Annotated in this window: 13 protein-coding genes and 1 tRNA gene; 7 read left to right on the top strand and 7 right to left on the bottom strand. The window is 63.9% G+C overall.

Features of this window, described 5'->3' with window-relative positions; translation table 11 throughout:
• Positions 1-11 precede the first annotated feature (11 nt).
• Positions 12-1,151, top strand: coding sequence for a PepSY-associated TM helix domain-containing protein (locus tag ACU5AX_RS08230; RefSeq protein ID WP_446690493.1), 1,140 nt, complete (start codon positions 12-14; stop codon positions 1,149-1,151).
• Positions 1,152-1,282: 131 nt separating this feature from the next.
• Here ACU5AX_RS08230 and ACU5AX_RS08225 read toward each other — a convergent pair whose 3' ends face one another.
• The gene (locus ACU5AX_RS08225; protein WP_446690394.1) at positions 1,283-5,875 is read right to left on the bottom strand and encodes an NAD-glutamate dehydrogenase; all 4,593 of its coding nucleotides are present in this window, start codon (positions 5,873-5,875) and stop codon (positions 1,283-1,285) included.
• Positions 5,876-6,042: 167 nt separating this feature from the next.
• Entirely contained in the window at positions 6,043-7,377 is a 1,335-nt protein-coding gene (locus ACU5AX_RS08220) for a PAS domain-containing protein (protein WP_446690393.1), read from the bottom strand.
• 174 nt (positions 7,378-7,551) lie between these two features.
• On the opposite strand from ACU5AX_RS08220, the gene ACU5AX_RS08215 reads away from it, so the two are divergent.
• Both ACU5AX_RS08215 and ACU5AX_RS08210 read left to right on the top strand, forming a co-directional pair.
• A tRNA-Thr gene (locus ACU5AX_RS08215) sits at positions 7,552-7,627 on the top strand.
• A gap of 350 nt (positions 7,628-7,977) precedes the next feature.
• Complete coding sequence (locus tag ACU5AX_RS08210) at positions 7,978-9,333, top strand: site-specific integrase (RefSeq protein ID WP_446690392.1); 1,356 nt, start codon at positions 7,978-7,980, stop codon at positions 9,331-9,333.
• A gap of 424 nt (positions 9,334-9,757) precedes the next feature.
• Here ACU5AX_RS08210 and ACU5AX_RS08205 read toward each other — a convergent pair whose 3' ends face one another.
• On the bottom strand, positions 9,758-11,047 hold the full coding sequence (locus ACU5AX_RS08205; protein ID WP_446690391.1) for a hypothetical protein: 1,290 nt from the start codon (positions 11,045-11,047) through the stop codon (positions 9,758-9,760).
• Positions 11,048-11,159: 112 nt separating this feature from the next.
• Positions 11,160-11,735, bottom strand: coding sequence for a recombinase family protein (locus ACU5AX_RS08200; RefSeq protein WP_446690390.1), 576 nt, complete (start codon positions 11,733-11,735; stop codon positions 11,160-11,162).
• Positions 11,736-11,966: 231 nt separating this feature from the next.
• Here ACU5AX_RS08200 and ACU5AX_RS08195 point away from each other — a divergent pair, with 231 nt between their 5' ends.
• From ACU5AX_RS08195 to ACU5AX_RS08185, 3 genes are all read left to right on the top strand, one after another.
• Positions 11,967-12,209, top strand: coding sequence for a hypothetical protein (locus tag ACU5AX_RS08195; RefSeq protein ID WP_446690389.1), 243 nt, complete (start codon positions 11,967-11,969; stop codon positions 12,207-12,209).
• Between the two features lie 161 nt (positions 12,210-12,370).
• Entirely contained in the window at positions 12,371-12,676 is a 306-nt protein-coding gene (locus tag ACU5AX_RS08190; RefSeq protein WP_446690388.1) for a hypothetical protein, read from the top strand.
• Positions 12,677-12,736: 60 nt separating this feature from the next.
• Positions 12,737-13,108, top strand: a complete 372-nt coding sequence (locus ACU5AX_RS08185; protein WP_446690387.1) for a hypothetical protein — start codon at positions 12,737-12,739, stop codon at positions 13,106-13,108.
• A 27-nt stretch (positions 13,109-13,135) separates the two neighbouring features.
• Here the strand turns inward: ACU5AX_RS08185 and ACU5AX_RS08180 are convergent, their stop codons facing one another.
• Entirely contained in the window at positions 13,136-13,312 is a 177-nt protein-coding gene (locus ACU5AX_RS08180; protein WP_446690386.1) for a hypothetical protein, read from the bottom strand.
• A gap of 996 nt (positions 13,313-14,308) precedes the next feature.
• Here ACU5AX_RS08180 and ACU5AX_RS08175 point away from each other — a divergent pair.
• The gene (locus ACU5AX_RS08175) at positions 14,309-16,102 is read left to right on the top strand and encodes an AAA family ATPase (RefSeq protein ID WP_446690385.1); all 1,794 of its coding nucleotides are present in this window, start codon (positions 14,309-14,311) and stop codon (positions 16,100-16,102) included.
• Positions 16,103-16,201: 99 nt separating this feature from the next.
• On the opposite strand, the gene ACU5AX_RS08170 is transcribed toward ACU5AX_RS08175, so the two are convergent.
• Both ACU5AX_RS08170 and ACU5AX_RS08165 read right to left on the bottom strand, forming a co-directional pair.
• Positions 16,202-17,266: an HNH endonuclease gene (locus ACU5AX_RS08170; protein ID WP_446690384.1), complete on the bottom strand. Its 1,065-nt coding sequence runs from the start codon at positions 17,264-17,266 to the stop codon at positions 16,202-16,204.
• Positions 17,267-18,023: 757 nt separating this feature from the next.
• Positions 18,024-18,224 carry a DUF3606 domain-containing protein gene (locus ACU5AX_RS08165; protein ID WP_446690383.1) on the bottom strand — a complete coding sequence of 67 codons (201 nt, stop codon included), beginning with the start codon at positions 18,222-18,224 and terminating at the stop codon, positions 18,024-18,026.
• Positions 18,225-18,385: the final 161 nt, after the last annotated feature.

Here is an 18,385-nt window from a genome sequence, read left to right as displayed (position 1 = left end):
GCGTGGAGACGATGATGAACAAGCTGGCGTGGCGGCGGACCTGGTTCCAGGTGCACAAATGGATCGGGCTGATCCTGGCGATCCTGATCGTACCGCTGTGCCTGTCGGGCGCGGCGCTGGTGTGGGACGAGCCGCTCGACCGGCTCGCCAATCCGGCGCGCTATGCGGTCAGCGGCGACCGGCTGCTGGCGCCCTCCGCCTATGTCGCGGCGGCGCGTGCCGCGCTCAAGCCCGGCGACCGGATCGCGCAGGTGACCCTGCCCGACGGCCACGGGCCGGTGGTCGTCGCCGCGGCCCCCGCCGCCGCGGGCAAGGCGGCCGGCAAGGGGCGCGGCGGGCCGCCGTCGCGGACCATGGTCTATCTCGACCCGCCAACCGGCAAGGTGCTGGTCGTCGCCGACCGTAACGCCGGCCTCGTCCGCTTCCTGCACGGGCTGCACGGCAGCCTGCAGCTGCCCGGCGTCGGCCGCACCATCGTCGGCTGGATCGGCGTGGCGATGATGATCTCCAGCTTCACCGGCCTGTGGCTGTGGTGGCCGACCGTCGGCGCCTGGCTGCGTGGCCTGCGCTGGCGGCGGCATCGCAACACCGACACCAACCTTCATTATCTCGCCGGCTTCTGGGTGGCATTGCCGCTGTTCGTGCTGTCGCTGACCGGCGCCTGGATCAGCTTCCCCGCCTTCTTCGGCGCGCTGTCGGGGCAATCGGCGCAACGCGGTCCCGATCCGCGTGCCGCCGCCCGCGCCGCGCCGATCGCGGCGCCCGCGCTGACGCCGGAAGCGGTGATCGCGCGGGCCGGGTCGGTGGCGCGCGGCGAGCTGCGCTCGATCAGCTGGCCGACGGAAACGTCCGCCGACTGGACCGTCGCCTTCGCCGGCGACGGCGCGGCGGGCAGCAGCGTCAAGGTCGCCGACGACAGCGGCGTCGCGGTCGCCGCGCCGGCGCGCGGGCAGGGCGGCATCGCCCGGCTGATGCGCCGCATCCACGACGGCACCGGCATGGGGCCGGTGTGGCAGACGATCATCTTCCTCGGCGGCCTGCTGCCCGCGCTGCTCGCCGTCACCGGTGTGATCATGTGGTGGCGTGCGCGGGGGTGGAAGGCGGAACTGGCCGCGAAGCAGCGGGCGAAGCGAGGCCTGGCGCGGGGTTAACGGCCACGGAGCCCTGAGGGATCGGGGGGGCGTATCCGTTCGCGGAGCGCCCGTGGCGAGGCCCCACTCCCGTCCCCTCCCCTGAAGGGGAGGGGTGAAGCGATGGTACGCGTCATGCGAGAGCGACGCGTCTACCGACCGAGCAGCACCCGCGCCTGACCCGCGATCTGCGCCAGCATCGCCGCGCTCGGCTGCGCCGCATGACGGGCGCGGTCGATCACCGCCTTGAACTGGCCGACCCGCGCCGCATTGCGCGCCAGCCAGTCGTCCGCCGCCGCGCGCGGGCTGGTGCCGGCGCGCGACAGGAACTCGAGCCGCAGCTGCTGGAAGTCGCGCGCCAGACCGGCGAGCAGCAACCGCTCCCACGGATCGCTCGACACGATCCGCGCCGCGACACCCTGCGCCCAGTCGAGGCCGAGCGCCTGCCCCAGATGCGTGAAGGCACGGGTCAGCTCGATCTCGTCGATGCCCTGGCATTCGCCGAGCGCGGCGAGGCCGATGACGCCGTCGAGCTCGAACAGGCGGACGACGCGCTGCGCCAGCTCCGCCGGCGCGCCTGCCGCCTCCAGCTCGGCGGCGATGCGCGCGCTCTGCGCGCTCGCTTCCTCGAGCAGCAGCGACGATGTCTGCGCCTCCAGCTGGCCGACCCGCTTGCCGATCCGGTCGAGCACGGCGGCGGGCAGGGTGCCCGGCGCCACCGCACGCAACAGGTCGGCGATATGCGAGCGTGTCGCCACCGCCACCTCGTTGAACAGGGCGATGCGCGCATTCTCGGCGATCGGCGCCGCCTCGATCTGCGCCCACAGCCCGTCGAGGTCGAACAGCCGTTCCGCGACGACGAACATCGCGGCGATGTCGGCGACGCTGGCGCCTTCCTCCTCGGCCAGCTCGAAGGGATAGAGGACACCCAGCCGGTTGACGATGCGATTGGCGAGCTTGGTCGCGACGATCTCGCCACGCAGACGATGCTCGTCGATCGCCTTGGCGAACCGCTGCCGCATCGCCGGCGGAAAGGCGGCGTGCAGATCGGGCGCGAGTTCGGGCGCGAGTGCCAGCGGCGCGCGCTCGATGCCGTCCTGCAGCGACAGCTTCGCCGTGGCGAGCAGCACGGCGAGCTCCGGCCGGGTCAGTCCCTGGCCCTCCAGCCCGCGGCGCAACAGATCCTCGTTCCCCGCCAGACCCTCGACCGCACGGTCGAGTCGGCCCGCATTCTCGAAGATCTCGATCAGGCGGACATAGGAGGGGATCGCCGCGGCGCCGTCCGCCTCCGCGATCGACAGCGCCAGCGTCTGCAGGCGATTGTCCTCCAGCACCAGATGCGCGACGTCGTCGGTCATGCTGGCGAGCAGCGTGTTGCGGTCCTCGAACGAGAGGCGGCCCTCGATCATCTCGCGGTTGAGCGCGATCTTGATGTTGACCTCATTGTCCGAACAATCGACGCCGGCCGAATTGTCGATGAAGTCGGTGTTGATCCGGCCGCCCCGCTGGCTGAACGCGATGCGCGCCGCCTGGGTGACGCCCAGATTCGCGCCTTCGCCGACCGCGATGACGCGCAGATCCTCGGCATTGACGCGCAGGCGGTCGTTGGCGGGATCGCCGACCGCGGCGTTATTCTCGGCCGCCGCCTTCACATAGGTGCCGATGCCGCCGAACCAGAGCAGATCGGCCGGCGCCTTGAGGATCGCGGAGATCAGGCTGGCCGGGTCCATCTCGCTCTGCGTCAGGCCAAGCGCATCGCGCGCCGCGTCGGACAGCCTGATGCTCTTCTCGCTGCGCGCCCAGACGCCGCCGCCCTTGCTGATCAGCGTGGCGTCGTAATCCGCCCAGCTCGACCGTGGCAGCGCGAACATGCGCGCGCGCTCGTCCCAGCTCGTCGCCGGATCGGGATCGGGATCGATGAAGATGTGGCGGTGGTCGAAGGCGGCGACCAGCTTGATCGCCTTGGACAACAGCATGCCGTTGCCGAACACGTCGCCCGACATGTCGCCGCAGCCGACGACGCGGATGCTGTCGGTCTGCACGTCGACGCCGCGTTCCGCGAAATGGCGCTGCACGGAGACCCAGGCGCCCTTGGCGGTGATGCCCATCGCCTTGTGGTCGTAACCGACGCTGCCGCCGCTGGCGAAGGCGTCGCCCAACCAGAAGTCGCGTTCCAGCGCCAGCGCATTGGCGACGTCGCTGAACGTTGCCGTGCCCTTGTCGGCGGCGACGACGAAATAGGGATCCTCGCCGTCGAGGATGCGCACGCCGTCTGGATGGACGACGCGCCCTTCGACGATATTGTCGGTGATCGACAGCAGCGAGCGGATGAAGATCCGGTAGCTTTCCGTCCCCTCCGCCAGCCAGGCGTCGCGATCGACCGCGGGCGAGGGGAGCTGCTTGGGATAGAAGCCGCCCTTGGCGCCGGTCGGCACGATCACCGCATTCTTGACCCGTTGCGCCTTCATCAGGCCGAGGATCTCGGTGCGGAAGTCGTCGCGCCGGTCGGACCAGCGCAGGCCGCCACGCGCGACCGGACCGGCGCGCAGGTGGATGCCCTCGACGCGCGGGGAATAGACCCAGATCTCGCGCCACGGCACCGGCGCGGGCAGGCCGGGGATGAGATGGCTGTCGAGCTTGAACGCCAGCGCCTCCTGCGCCGCGGGCGCGAAGGCGTTGGTGCGCAGCGTCGCCGCGATCAGATGCCGATAGGCGCGCAGGATGCGATCGTCGTCGATCGCCGACACGGCATCGAGGCCGCGCTCGATCGCCTCGTCCGCGGCATGCGGATCGCCGTTGCCGGCGGGGTCATGCGCGGCGGCGAAGCGCGCGATCAGCGCATTGGCGACCTTGGGCGCGCGACGCAGCGCATCGACGACGGTGGTCAGACCGTAGGTCAGGCCCGCCTGGCGCAGATAGCGGAACCAGGCGCGCAGCAGCACCACCGCGTGCGGGCTGAGCCCGACGTCGACGATCAGCCGGTTGAACGCGTCGTTTTCCGCACGGCCTTCCAGCACTGCCGCGATCGCGCCTTCCAGCATCGTCGCGTCGCAGGACAGCGGGCCGCTCGCCTCGACCAGGAATTCGTGGATCGACGAATGCGCATCGTCGCCCAGCGCGGTCGGCACCTCCTCGATCACGCGGAAGCCGAAATTCTCCAGCACCGGCACCGCGTCGGACAGCGCCAGCGCGCCACCCTGACGGTAGATCTTGAGCTTGGTGGCGTCGCCGCGCTTCGACAGGCGTACCGCGCGGCTGCCGGCCGCTTCCAGCCCGGCGAGCCGCTCGATGTCGGCGGCGGCTTCCTCGGCACTGTTGCTGTTGCGATAGCCCTGCGGGAAGGCATTGGCGTGGCGCAGCGCGAGGCGTGCGGCGCGGGCCGCGCCGACATCGGCGACCAGCGCCGCCTCGACCGCCGGCACCCAGCCGCGCACCATCCGCTCGAGCCGTTCGGCGAGCGGCGCGGTGTCGGGCATGCGGCCCGCGCCGCGCAGGTCGATCGTGTAGCGGAGCAGCGCGACGACGCCGTCGTCGAGGCTGATCGACCAGTTGAGGATCGCGCCGTTGGAGGCTTCGGCGAGCATCTGGCCGATCGCGACGCGCCGCGCGGTGGTCAGGTCGTCGCGCGGCAACCAGGCGAAGGCGAACAGGTGGCGACCCAAGGCGGAGCGGACCAGCACCAGCGCCGGCCGCGGCCGGTCGGCGAGGCTCATCGCGGTCAGCACCACCTCTTCCAGCGAGGCGGGGTCGAAGGCGATGACGAGATCGTGCGGCAGCGCGGTCAACGCATGGGTCAGCGCCTTGCCGGCATGGCCCTTGGGATCGAAGCCGAACTTCGCCTTGAGCGCCGACAGGCGGGCGCGCAGCACCGGCACGTCGCGCGGCGCGGCGGACAGAGCGGCGCTGGTCCACAGGCCGGCATGGATCGACAGGCCGGTGATCGCACCGCCCTCGACCAGCGGGACCAGCACCAGATCGAGCGGCACGGCGCGATGGACGGTGGAGATCAGGCTGGACTTGAGCAGCAGCGGCGCGTCATTGCCCTTTTCGAACCACTCGATCGCCAGCGCGCGGCTCGCCTCGGCGAGCACCGGCGTCTCGTGCGGGTTGCGCACGATGCCCAGCGCCTCGCCGGCGCTGCCGTCGCGGCGCCAGATCTGATGGCCGAGCAGGGTGAAATGGCCGTCGAGGAACCATTGCAGCAGCTGCGCGCCTTCGCCCTGCGGCAGCGTCGCCTCGTCGCGCGCCATCGCCCGTTGCAGCGCGGGCCAGTCGGCGACCGCGGCGCGCACGTCGGCGAGCACAGCGCCCAGATCATCGACCAGGCCGCGCCGGTCGCGCGCATCGGCACGTTCCATCTCGATGTAGATCATCGATTCGGGCTGGCCCGCGCCGCCGATATCGGTCAGCCGGCCCTCGCCGTCGCGGCTGACGCGGACGACGGGGTGGATGATCCGGTCGATGTCGAGATCCTGCGCGCCGATCGCCGCGGCGATCGAATCGACCAGGAAGGGCATATCGTCGTTGACGATGGCAAGCCGCATGCGGCGGCGCGTGTCGTCGGATGCGATCGGCTCCAGCGCGATACCCGCGGAACCCGCGGGGCGGGTGGCGGCGGTCTGCGCGACGAACGCGGCGGCGGCGGCGCGCTCGGCGTCTCCGAAGCCCGTCAACTCTCCCGGCAGCGCGCCCTTGGTCAGCCTGGCGGCCAGAGCCGCGGCCATGCTCTTGTCTTGGTCGGCCATGGCCGCGCCTATGCTCCCCTCGCTTCGCAACCTCAAGACTTGCCGTAGTGCAATAATTTCTTCGTGTTGGAAGGAACTAACCGCGAAAAGACGTTTCGTTGCTTACGCCTAGGCAGCGCAGGCGCGGTTCGCAGTCCTCAATACGGCCGCATGACGCGGCGACCGCGTCAGCCAGCCGCCTTTTTGAGCGCGGAAGCGACCAGCGTCTTGTTGTCGACGCGCTTGATCACCTCCACCGTATCGCCCCCCGCGGCGCGGGCGAGCAACAGCACGAATTCGTCGCCGCCAGCGCCCATCGCCAGCTTGCCGAGCACGGGCAGCGCGCGCAATTCCGCCGCGGCGCGATCGAACCTGTCGGGCGTCTTGACCGGGCGGCGTGCAGCGCGCTCCGCCGCGACCAGCGCCTTGACCCCGCCCTCCGTCGCCTCGAGCAGCGGCATCAAGCCGCCGGCGGGCAGCGTGGCGCGCTGGGCATGGCCGAGCACCGCGGCATATTCGGCGAGCCGCGTCTTGTCGTAATCCGCGCCGAAGACGAGCTTGACCAGCGGCGTCAGCGGCGCGCGCGGCTGCTGCTTCAAGCCGCTGGCGGCGAGCAGGGCGGCAAGCCCCTCGGGATCCGCCTGACAGGCCAAAGCGAAATCATGGGCGCGACTCAAGGCGCGGTACAGGGCGGCACGGCCACGCGTATCGGCCGCGCGCACGGCGGCGGCGCTTTCCCGCGCCATCATCAACCGGTCGCCCAAGGTGCCGGTGAGCAGGGGCTCTTCGGTCGCGGTAAGCGCCGGCGCGGTCGCCGGCTCCGCCTCGACCCCATGGCTCGGCCCGTCGGCCCAGACCGGCGCCTCCGCCGGCGGGCGCGGCGCGGCGCGGATCGCGGCGTCGAGCTCCGCATCCAGCGTCGCCTGGGTCGCCTGGTCGACCATCTCCTTCCAGTTGATCACGCCATAGATGAAGTCGATCGCGTCGCCGTCCGACGAAAAGGGCATCAGGATGCCGCGATACAGCGTCGTGCGGCCGCGCGTGCCGACGAATTCCGCCTCGAAGCCGATCGGCGCGCGATTGGCGATGATCTGCAGATAATGGTCGGTCAGCCGCGACAACAAGGAGCGACCCGGCACGTCGGCGATGCGGGTGATGCTGGTCTCCAGCCCGCATTCCTCGCGCAGCGACCGGCCGAGATAGGCGATGCTGGGATCGTCGAGCCCGTCGGAGAAATCGAGCAGCACGCTGTGCGGACCGAAATCGGCGATGTTGCCCGGGTCGAGGTCGTCGATCGCCGGATAGGGGCGCCCCTTCAGCAGCGACACCCAATGGTTGTAGGCGCGCACATGCATGCGCCGCTCGTCGCCGCCGATGTCGAACATCGGATCGGCGACGCCGCCCTCGTCGATCTCGGCATCGGGCGGCACGACGAGGTCGGCCAGCGGATCCGCGCTCGCCCCGCTCGGCGCGCCGGAGCCCGCATATGCCCCCTCGTGCTCGTATTCGCCCGCCGTATCCATGCCCAGACCCTTCGAACATCGGGCCTTTCGCCCTGATCGTCGGGCGGTGTGCACGCTCCGTGGTAAACGCGACGTAAAGGCCGCGACGGGTGGAAAGCGACGATCTGCGTGCTTGTCAGTGGCCGCCACCCCTGCTAAGCGCCCGCCTCACCAGTGCGGTCGTCCGGCCGCCTTGCCGCTTTAGCTCAGCTGGTAGAGCATCGCATTCGTAATGCGGGGGTCACAGGTTCGAGTCCTGTAAGCGGCACCATAGCTCCCCCAAGGAGCTGATTTCACACAAGAAGTACGGTTTTCTGCCATTCCAAGGTGCCTGAAGGTCCATGGAGAAGGTACAAGAGAACTGCTATGGCGTTGCTCGTGCAACACATTTTGCGTCATCCGTCTGGTCGCGTCAGCTTCCGGAGACAGTACCCTCCCGAGCTCCGCCCGTTCATCGCTGGTCCGAGTGGTGCGGGTCTAACGGAACTTAAGGTCTCGCTTGGAAAGCCTGAGGCTCCTGGTTTCCTCAGCCGGTACGAACAGGCCGCGGCACAGTGGGACGCCGCAGTCGCTCGGGCCCGGCGGGCACGTGACGGCAATTACGACCGCTTGGACGCGCCCATGATTGCGTTCCTGACGGAGGTGTTCAAACAGCAGTGGCTGGCTCACGACGACGATGCCAGGTGGAGCGTAGGGGAGTACTACACCGCCGCGGTCGAGGAGGGGCTCGACTGGGAACTGAGCGACTTCAAGGGTTGGCGGGCTGAGGGTGACCTCGATGCCATCAAGGAGCGCTGGAGCGCCGAGGCGGCACGCTTAATCAAGCAGCACGATCTCATTGTGGCGCCTGACGACCTTGACGGTGTAGAATGGCTTTGCCGCGGCTTGAATGACGCAGCTATCGAAGTTGCTGACGTGCTTCGAGATCGGCTTCGGGGCGAAAATCGTCCGACGCCTCCCCAGCCTGTTTACAAGCCTCAGGAGGGAGCATCCGCACGCCGAGGTGGGTCTGTGGCCCGAGAGCCCCTGCTGGCCCTGTACGACGCTTACGCTGCGGCGAATGAGGGAATGACCGCGGGGGTGCGGGTCGAGTGGCGGTCGTACATCGAGAAGCTCATTGAGTTTCTTGGTCATGACGACGCGGCGCGTCTTACGTCCGAAGACCTTCGCCGCTGGCGAGACAAGTTGCTGTCCGAGCCCACCAAGCGAGGCGGCTTGCGCCGGCCCGTAACCGTTCGCGACAAATACATTGGTCCTGTCCGGTCCACTCTGAACTTTGCGGTGGACGAGGGGCGCCTCGCCGAGAATGTCGCGATTGCGGTCAAGGTGAAACAGCCCAAGCGCGTCAAGCTGCGCGAGGCATCCTTCAAGCCGCACGAGGCCGTTGCGATCCTCCGGGCGGCCCTACTTCCACCACCTGCTCGGATGTCTCTTGAGCACGCCAGGGCTCGCCGGTGGGTGCCGTGGCTCTGCGCGTACACTGGAGCTCGGGTAGGTGAAATTGCGCAGCTCCGGGGTGCGGATGTCTTCGAGGAGGAGGGCGTTTGGTGCCTCCGCATCACCCCAGAGGCTGGACAGGTGAAGACCAAGGAAGCCCGCATGGTGCCCGTGCACTCCCACCTCATAGATCAGGGGTTCCTGGATGAGGTCGGTGCCGCGGGGGCCGGGCCACTCTTTATCGATCATGCTCGTCAACGCGTTTTGGCTGACGGTAATCGGCACGTGAAGAAGGTTGGAGAGCGCTTGGCCAAATGGGTGCGAGAGGAAGTTGGGGTCAACGATCCCGACCTGCAGCCGAACCACGCTTGGCGGCACCTCTTCAAGACGATCTCGCACGATGCACAGATCGAAGAGAGAATGGCCGACGCGATACAAGGGCACGCTCCTGCGACCGCGGGGCGGGGTTATGGTGCACCTTCAATCAAGGCCAAGGCAGCTGCGATCGAGAGATTTCCCCGATTTGAGGTCACAGCGTAGATTGATGCGACGGAGCTGCGAGTAAGTCTGGGCAAGGAGTGCCGGCAGCTCCACACCGGCCGAGCCAGCAGTCAGGAGTATGCAGACATCGTCGCGGCTACTCGGGACCTTCATCCCATATTCGGGTCGCCACGCTCCTGCTGTGAGGTGCGACCGCCACACGAGCAATATCCCGGGTGGCGCCGATCCGCCTTGCGCAAACGGCTGGCAATTGACGAAAATCCGCGGGGCATGGGGGCAGTGGCTTCCCGGCGAGCTTCATTCTGCCCCTGAAGATTGCCCGATTATTTTGGAATGGCGTCGGCACTGCAGGCCGTTTGGTAGGCGGACTTATTGTACCAGTATGCCTAAGGGCTCCCTCAGGATAAAGCAGGCCCGCGGAGGTCATTGGGTTGAGGATTGAAGGAAACAATTCTGCATCAGTCTATGCCGAACGCTTAAGTCTTACCACGGGGCCGACTTTGCAGGGATGCCCTATCAGCTGCTCCACATAGGTCGCGAAGGCATTGGTCATCGCAGAAGCGGCGTCCTTAAGTCGCGAAAGGGGAACCAAGAGACTGTCGTGGACCGGCAGGCTCGGGATGCCGCTGAGGCGGAGCGAAGCCATCGCCGCCCGCAGGATCTCGCTTTCGTGGAATTGAAGCTCCAGGATCGTTGGAACGCCTGGTCCCCCAAGTCTATGGAGCACCGAGTGTCTGGCGAGGACCTGTTGTCGATAGACGGTGATCTGGTGCGCTTTGAATATGCTCGCACCAGGGTGTTTCCCCTCAAAGTATTGCCTCGCGGGCCCGGACCAGCGTCCGGCTTTGACGTCTCCGCGGCCGAGCGCCTGCGCTACCCACGCCTTCACCAACTCTCGGTCGAGATCGCCGATCGCGTAAGGATCAGTCGTGCCGTCGAACGGCTCTCGCAGAAGCGCATAGAGCAGTACGAGCTGCGACGACCTCAGATCCGCCTCGCCGACGCATTCCGTGCCCAGAGTGATCCGCCGCAAGCGCTCTTCGCCGCTAAGCTGTTCGTAGGCTTCTCCGCTTGGCAGAGAGTAAAACCGTCCGTGCCGCTGCCAATCAAAACCGGAAACGTCTCCGTCTGAAAACAGCCGACGAAGGCCGACGAACGCGATGCCTTCAATTCCCGCGCTGATGACGAAGTCATTATGGGCCCTAAGATCCGCGAGCCACCCAGCCACACGCGGGTCGCTAAAGTCGATCCGCAATTTCCTCCCCTTGCCTCCGCTCTCCGGCTTTTTGCCGCGCAGCTCAATCAGCGCCAAGGAGGACGGAGCAAGCCCTACCTCGGCACGACGGGGCGCCCAGTGGTCTGCCCAGGCTTGAAGCTCGACGCCTGCCCGAGCGACACGATCAAGGCCGATCGCGGTCAATCTAAAGCGGGCTCTCATGCCGCCCCCAGACTGCGTCTCGGCGGCTCCGGTTGTGTAATTCGTGAAGTTGTGGAGCCGCTGCCATCCTGGCGTATGGGCGAGCAGTCCTGCGGCTATCAAAGCTTCCGTTTGCTGGAGGAATATATCCCGTCCAAACCCAAGCTGCGCACCAGGGAAGTCGCGAGGGGCCATGCCGTGTCCAGCTGCTCTATCTTTCGCCTCAAGGCGCAGTAAGCCTGCAAAGAGCGCCCCGAGAGCAACGCGATGCTTCGCGACACTTGCTGGCCGCTTCTGCTTGTCGGACGGCCAGGAGGTCAGGATCACGTCCTTCATGACCCCCTCCACAAGACGGCGTGCCTGCTCTGACTTGGGCTCGCTGCGCAAGTTGAGCATCCCGGCAGCCTTACGGTCCTCCAGGGTAAGACCAGGATGTTCGTTCATCCGTTCAGCCACCGCAGTAGCGCGATACTGTCGCCTTAGAGATGCCGAAATGCTCCATGGTTTGGCGGATCGTTGCGGAGTTCTCACGGCGCCACGCGACTACCTCAGCGGCATTAGCAGCCATAGGTCGCCCCAAGCTGAACTTGCCCCTGTGCGTCATCCCCGTGGCAGCAAGTGCCGCGCGAGCCGCCTGTCGGCCGCTGTCGCAGCGCTCGCGGATCCGCTGCCGCTCCATGTCGGCCATCTGAGCCAGTACGGCGACGATGAGTTCGCCCACCCCACGGCCGATCGGCCCCAGACCCCGCACGTCAAGCGTCACTCCCATGTCCAGCAGCCGACGAACCATGGCCTGAACGTCCAGGGCGTCCCGGCCCAGCCGGTCAATGGCGTATAGGTGCAACGTGTCTCCCTCGCGGGCATACTGGAGAAGCTTCGCAAAACCAGGTCGGTCTTCCGCCTTCACGGCGCCGCTTACGCCTACGTCCTCGAACTCCCGGTCAAAGCCTCCGCCTAAAGCCTGCCGTTGCGCATCGACCGATTGGTCGCCTGCGGAAACGCGATAGTAGGCGATGCGGGTCACAAGGGTCTCCGGCGGATCAAAAGATCGGCGCGGCTTATGAGGCGCCTCATATTATCGGTCAAGTAGCTTTTGAGGTGGTTCCTCGATGGCCGTTTGTCCTCCTTCGAAAGTTAGACCTTTCGAGGCTTGTGATTTGCGGTCTTCCTGGCACCGTCACTGCGAGTAGTAAGGTGTATGGCACAAACATCGCAGCCATCGGACCAGCTTGATCGTGGTCACCACTGGGCGGACATGATCGCCGGCCTCCTACGGGTCGAGATCGACGCTGGTCGGCTGGTCCGCGTGCAGCTCCCAGGTGCAAAGGTGCCAATCCTGGTCGAAGATGCCCAGCGTTGGGTCGAGTTCCTGGTCGTGAAGGACCCGCAAGGCGTCCTCTACTATGCCTACGACCCGGCGGGGATCGTGGTGATCGCCGAGCCCACGAAGGCCCTGAAGGAAGGCGAGACGCCCTACTGGATGCGGGTCGACGACTGATGGCCCCCGAGACGCCCAGCGAGGCCCGTGTGGCCGCACTACGGGCCATGAGCGACCGTGAGGTCGTCGAGGCCTACGAGGCCGCCAGCGAGGCCTACGACGAGGCCGGCATGGATGCCGCGGCCGACGAGATGCAGCGCCGTGGCCTGGATTATTGAGCGGTGATCGCAGTCCCGCAGGTGATCGTGGCCGCCGAGCCGGGCGAGAAGATCGACCTTCGGGTGCGCCGAGAGCCAAGCTGTGCCGCAGACGCCAGTGGCGAAGATATCGTTGTGTGCGGCAAGCGTGATAACGAGCAGTACCGGCTTCGACCTTTGCCGCCGCCTCCGGAGACGCCCGGACCGTTGTCTCGTCCCCTTCGAGTACAGATCGCGCCCGGCGTGTCCTTGGGGTTCCAGCGGGGCGGCGGGTTCGGGCTCAAGGCCGAGCTGGGGCCGGGGAAGAAGACAGATGATGCGGGCAAGTAGGGAGGGCATGACTGTCGCCCTCGTGCGATTACATGCGTAGTCAGTGGTGGGGAGGCTTGGATGCGGGTCAGGTTGAACGTCTGGATGCGATTGGCGATCGTGGTCACCGGCTTGTGGCTGATCGGCGCGACGTTGACGATCCACATGATGACGATGAACCAAAGAGTTGAGTTCGCCGGCCGCCTGTATTCAATGTGCTACGATGGCTTCTCGCGCCTCCAGGATCAGTATCCCCCGGCTGATTACTCTAAGAACAAGGCGAAGTGTAGTCAGGACTCCTCCGACTACTTAGACAGTGAGCCGTCAGCCCTTTCGACGCTGGGCATGTCCTTCCTGGGCAGTGCGGTTGTCGCGGTGATCGCATGGGTCCTCGGAGGCATCGCCTACGTGGTCGTGCGCTGGGTCTTGAGGGGACGATCAGGCACCGCGTGAGCCGGTGAGGGGACGGCGAGGTCGTCCTCAAAGCATGACAAGGGCATGAAGCGCAGCGGCGCCTTGGCGGCCGACCAGGGCCAATGATACGACGATTGTCACAAAGGCCACGAGGAGCAGCGTGAGCGCCAGCATGGCCACCCAGGGACGCTTGTCGGGCCTGAAGGCGACCACGAGGTTATAGATCAGGTCCGTGAGCTTCATCGAACGGTCCTCCGCGCAGCGCAAATGCGATCACGGTCCGTTCCTGCGTTCCGCACATATCCGAGGCCCGGCGAGTCGCCAAGCGTTCGCCGTTTCGGGTTAAGCGAGTGGCGGCGGCGCACGAGGGGTGGGATCGTCGCCCAGCTGGACGAAGCCTTCGGTCATCTCCTTATCGAGGACGGTGGATTTGCTCGGCCGCGACGTCGCCGCGCAGGAACGACAAGGCCGGCGGGGGGCGGCAGGAGTTAGGTCCGTCGTCCCGCGTCGACTACATATGTGGTCATCCGGCATTGCCACACTGGGCCTAATGTCCGCCGCCGACGAGGGCAGGACCGAGCGAAAGGGCGCAATCCCCCCGGCCCATCGTACCCCTCGTGGGGAGCACTGGCTTCCGCATCCAGTGACGAACCACGGTTTCCTGCGGGTTTCAGCCCTGGTGGGGGACGGATGAGAGGGGGAATAGCTGGCCGGGTCCCTCCCGGCTCGGCGGCGGGAGCCCGTGGCCGCGGCGGCAATCTCGGCTTGAAATCGGCGGCTTCGCTCGCGCGGCTCTACGGCCAGTCCGACCCCCATCAAACCCGCGGCTTCCCTGGAGTTTTGGGTCCCATCTGGGCTCTCGCCGGCCCCTCAAGTCCCATCCAGTCCTGACTGATCCCCCACCCAATTATTTCCTCGGGTCCCTCCGGGTCCCATCCGGCGCCGAATGTCCGCTATGGCGGGAGGGAAACCCGTCCGCCTTGAAGCGCCGGCCAGTAGCCAACCGTATGTCAGCTTAAAAAGTCCACGCACTTGATACGGGTGGGATTGTGATTTGAATACTCACCGGTGTCGCCACATTCTCGGCCAATGAGTGAAAAATTTAAGCCCTTGGGCTCCCGTCGGTTGGTCATCGATAGGGGTGCGCTTGGACCTTGCGCGCTCCGCTCGACCGATTAAGCCTGCGCACGGGCCGAATTTCTTCGACCCGCATTCCTGTTGAACGGGTGACTTGGCCGTATGTACCTGAAGCAGGCAGTGGTTGAGAACAGCGGGCCGCTCAGGTGGCTTAACCTCAATCTCGCATTCACCAGCTCCGGGGCGCCGAAGCCCTTGGTCCTTGTTGGAGCTAATGGGAGTGGCAAAACTAATCTGCTGTCGTTGATTGTTGACGCACTTTTCGAAGCAGCCGCTTCGCACCACGATAACGTGCTTCCTGCGAAGGGGTTTGGCCGTTCTTGGTTCCGGATCGTCGGCGGAAGGACTTTGACAGTCGGAACCGGCGGAGGATTTAGCCTGCTTCGGTTCGACGATGCGGGCACAAGTCGCTTCTACAAAGAAAAAGCAGGAACCGTCGATCCAACAGTAGCTGCTTTGCGAACTCCTACTGAGTTCTCCGGTCAGCTAAATTGGCCAACGGACGGTTCCTTCAAGGAATTTGCCGTCGAAGATGACCGTTCACGGATACTGTTCGAGCAAAATGTGTTTGCTTACTTTCCATCAAGCAGGTCTGAGACCCCTTACTGGCTCAATCGCGAAGCGGTGCCGGAGACGGAGTTCGAGGTTTTTCCGAATATTTCGAAGAAATTGCGAAATCCGATCTATGTCGAGCACGCAATAGATCGCTTTAAGCAATGGCTAATAAGTGTTCTTTCAGACTGCCGCACTGAAATTAAATCGGTGCATACGGATCAGGGAACTGTCTGGCAGTTTGTAGGAGACCCTGTAAGCGCTATGCAGGCAGCAAACGTTGTAGAGGTCTGCAATAAGCTACTTCGCGCTATCATGGATGACCAGGCGTTGAGATTTGCTTGGCTCGGCCGTAAGTCTGCTGACAAAGTTGCCATCGCGCGTAACAACGAACTTGCATTTCCAAATTTGGACGCCCTTTCAACTGGTCAGGCTATCCTTCTTGGGATGTTCGGGTCGATAATTCGCTACGGAGACCAGCTCCAGACCGGTTCAGACATCAACCTAAGCGCAATCAAAGGTATTTGTGTAATAGACGAAATAGATGCGCACATTCACATAGATCTTCAATATCGGGTCCTTCCCTCGATCATTAAGCTATTTCCAAACATACAATTTATAATGACAAGTCATTCTCCTGTATTTGTTTTAGGGATGGAGAGTGAATTTGGCCCAGAAGGCATTCAAGTAATCGACATGCCAAATGGTACCCCAGTCGGCGCAGAGACTTACACCGAATTTGGAAGGGCTTTGGAGGTCATGGCGGCCTCACACTCTTTCACCGAGCGTGTCGTGAGCGAAATCAAGTCACTCTCGAAGCCTATCGTCTTCGTAGAAGGCGAAACAGATGCGCCGTATCTGCGAAGGGCGGCGACCGTTCTGGGCAGATCAGAGCTCCTTGCCGCCTGCGATATTGAATGGATAGGGAGTAAAGATGAGAATGGTCAAGGTTTCCATACTGGAAAAGATGCGCTGAAGCACACCTTGTCAGTTTTGAAGGCAAATCCGACCTTATCGATGAACAAAGTGCTATTATTTTATGATAATGACACGACCGCACCGGATGCCGACTTCGAGCGCGTACATGTTCGCAGAATGCCTACGCGATCCGATAACACGCGTGTCAAAGCAGGTGTCGAAAATCTGTTGCCCGAAAATGTGTTTAGGCCCGAGTTTTATCAAGACAAAGAGACATTAAAGCCGGGTGGTGAGTCGATCATAACCCGGTCGATCCGAAAAACCGACCTCTGTGACTGGCTTGTCGCGAATGGATCGGCTGACGATTTTGCGGGCTTCGGACCAGCGCTCGATATTATCGAGGCTTTCTTGGCGATTCCACGCTGACTCGGGGATGTAAATGGACGTCCAAAGTTAATGAGTGCGAGGCCACTGTTAAGCGGATTCAAATATCGCTGACTACCCCAATGTATCGTTCAAATCAAATCAGCGCCAGCTTCTTGGGCCGAAATGCTCACGCCTATGGCAGTTAGGGCAGATAGCGATCGCATTCTCCACTGTATCTTCCCCGCCTTCTGATAGATGCTGCTTATGATGTACCTCCAGGTAAGGAGTTCCATCGGCGTTACGGATGAAAGGTGCCGTCGAGCCACAATCCTCGCAAATGCCGTTACTACGGAAAAGAACCTCCGCGACAACGTCGGGATTGCGGATGTAAGCAGTAGACGATGTAACCACCTTAGTTGGATATTTCGGAGAAGAGTTTATCCGTGCCAGCCTCTGCTCTCTGGAGATTTGCTCAGCGGCTTGCACACTCTTCTGAAAGTCACGGCGAAGCACTTCTTCGTCCACTCGATGCCCCGGAGCTATGGCGGTAAAGCGCACCAACTCGAACCACTTGGATCCGTCCGCTTCCCTGTGGATCGCTTCGTTTTTGAATCGACCAGAGAAAGTAAATGGCTGGGTATCATCGTTGCGGTAGAATACGTAAATTGGCAGTTGGGGATTGTTGATGATGGCGGCGTTTTCAACATACTTCTCACTGAAGACCGCTTTGCGAGACTTCAGGTAATATTTTAGCCGCTCCGGCTCCGACAGCCACGTGTTAGGGTATTTACCGCCGGAAAGAGTTGCCTTCACCAAAACCGCCTGTGGCTTGGCAGATGGCCCGATCAGCAGAATGCCTCCACTTCTGTTGTCGTAAACTTCAGCAAAAATCACGAGTTCGCTTCCCGTATAAGTTTCTCCTACAACAAAGTCGTCCAAGCGCGTTCGCTCTGACGCGAACTTGCCGAAGGTTTCCATGAACTCGTCATGTATGTCCTCAAAGGTTAGAAGTCCGGCCGCTTTCAATTCCTTATAAACATCAGTCTCCGCCACCCCTTTGAAGCGGCCTATGTAAGCGATGAGGTCGCCGATCCGTTCAAAGCGAGGTAGCCACGAGCTGGTATTGCGTATGGTTGCTTTGGTGCGCTCAGGCAGGGTGAGGCTGCTCAAGGCGGGGTCGAGCACCTTCTGTTTTACGAACAAGCGAGCATTCTCAACTGTCACCTGTATCTCCCTGCCGTAGCACCAAGGTTCGCGCCCACGTTGCGCGGCGAACAGAAGGGCAATCCCTATATCCGGCTGGCGTCATCCTCTTCGTTGCCCTTCTATCGCGAACTTAAAATGCCCTAATCGCCCGATGTCCCCAAATGGGCGTTAGCGCAAATTCGCCCTCCCAGTTCCCATCCCTATCCTCGATGCGCTCTTAAAGCTGAAGGTTTTGTCAAATTTTTAGCTCCGAGAGTTGGGTGAGGAAGGGGGGGGCGGAACCCCTTGATCGCCTGACGGGAGCCCTTGGTCGCGACGGCGAGCTAAATTCTGGTTGGCGGTTTTTGTCGCGCGGTTCCACAGCGGGCCCGACCGTCATGGAAGCCGCAGCTCTCCATAGCCCTCTGATCTTCCGATAATATCCAGGCTGCCTGACCCAGTATCGATCGTCTTTGCAGAGACCCACGGCTCCTACCTCAACCGGTGAGGCGTTGCGCTACTCTAAACTCAGGGATGCCGCCCTCCGATCCTGACGGAGGCCAGGGGCCCATGTCCCGTCCTTCGGATTGTAAATCCAAGACAACCTTGATCTCACCGTTGGCGCGAGGGTACAAGGGCCAGGCACAAAGATCGTCTTTCACGCGCAAAAGAATGGCAGAAAACTGTGTTTCGCGGATGTGTAGGGTAGCCTCCTGTAAGCGGCACCATTCCCGCAACGCACCTTTCCTCATCGCCCTGGATCGGCCTGTCCGGGGCGTTGCGGGGCGTCCTGGCCTCAGCCTGCGTCGCGATCCGCGTTCAGCTTCTCGGCGGCGGCGTCCAGGTCCGCGCGATTGTTGCCGATCCGGTCAATGAGGTCACGCGCTTGGGCCTGGGTAAGGCCGTGCCGCGAGGCGAAATATTCCACCTCATACCGTTCGTCGCCCGCCACGCGGCTGCGATCCTGCTGACCTTGTTTGCTTTTGTCGTCCGACATCGCACTCTCCTTGTCTGGTCCCGTCCAACGATCGAGACGAGGCGGCGGTCCGCGCCGATCAGGAAGCCGGTGCCGCCGATCGGCGCCAGCGTTGACCTACGGGCATAGCCGGGCTTCAAGCAGCGTATGCCGGACACATCTTTTCTCCCTCCCACCCGCCG

The sequence above is a fragment of the Sphingomonas benefaciens genome (assembly GCF_052907485.1).
The sequence above is the reverse complement of the archived record's forward strand: the minus strand, read 5'-3'. Positions and strand labels throughout refer to the sequence as shown.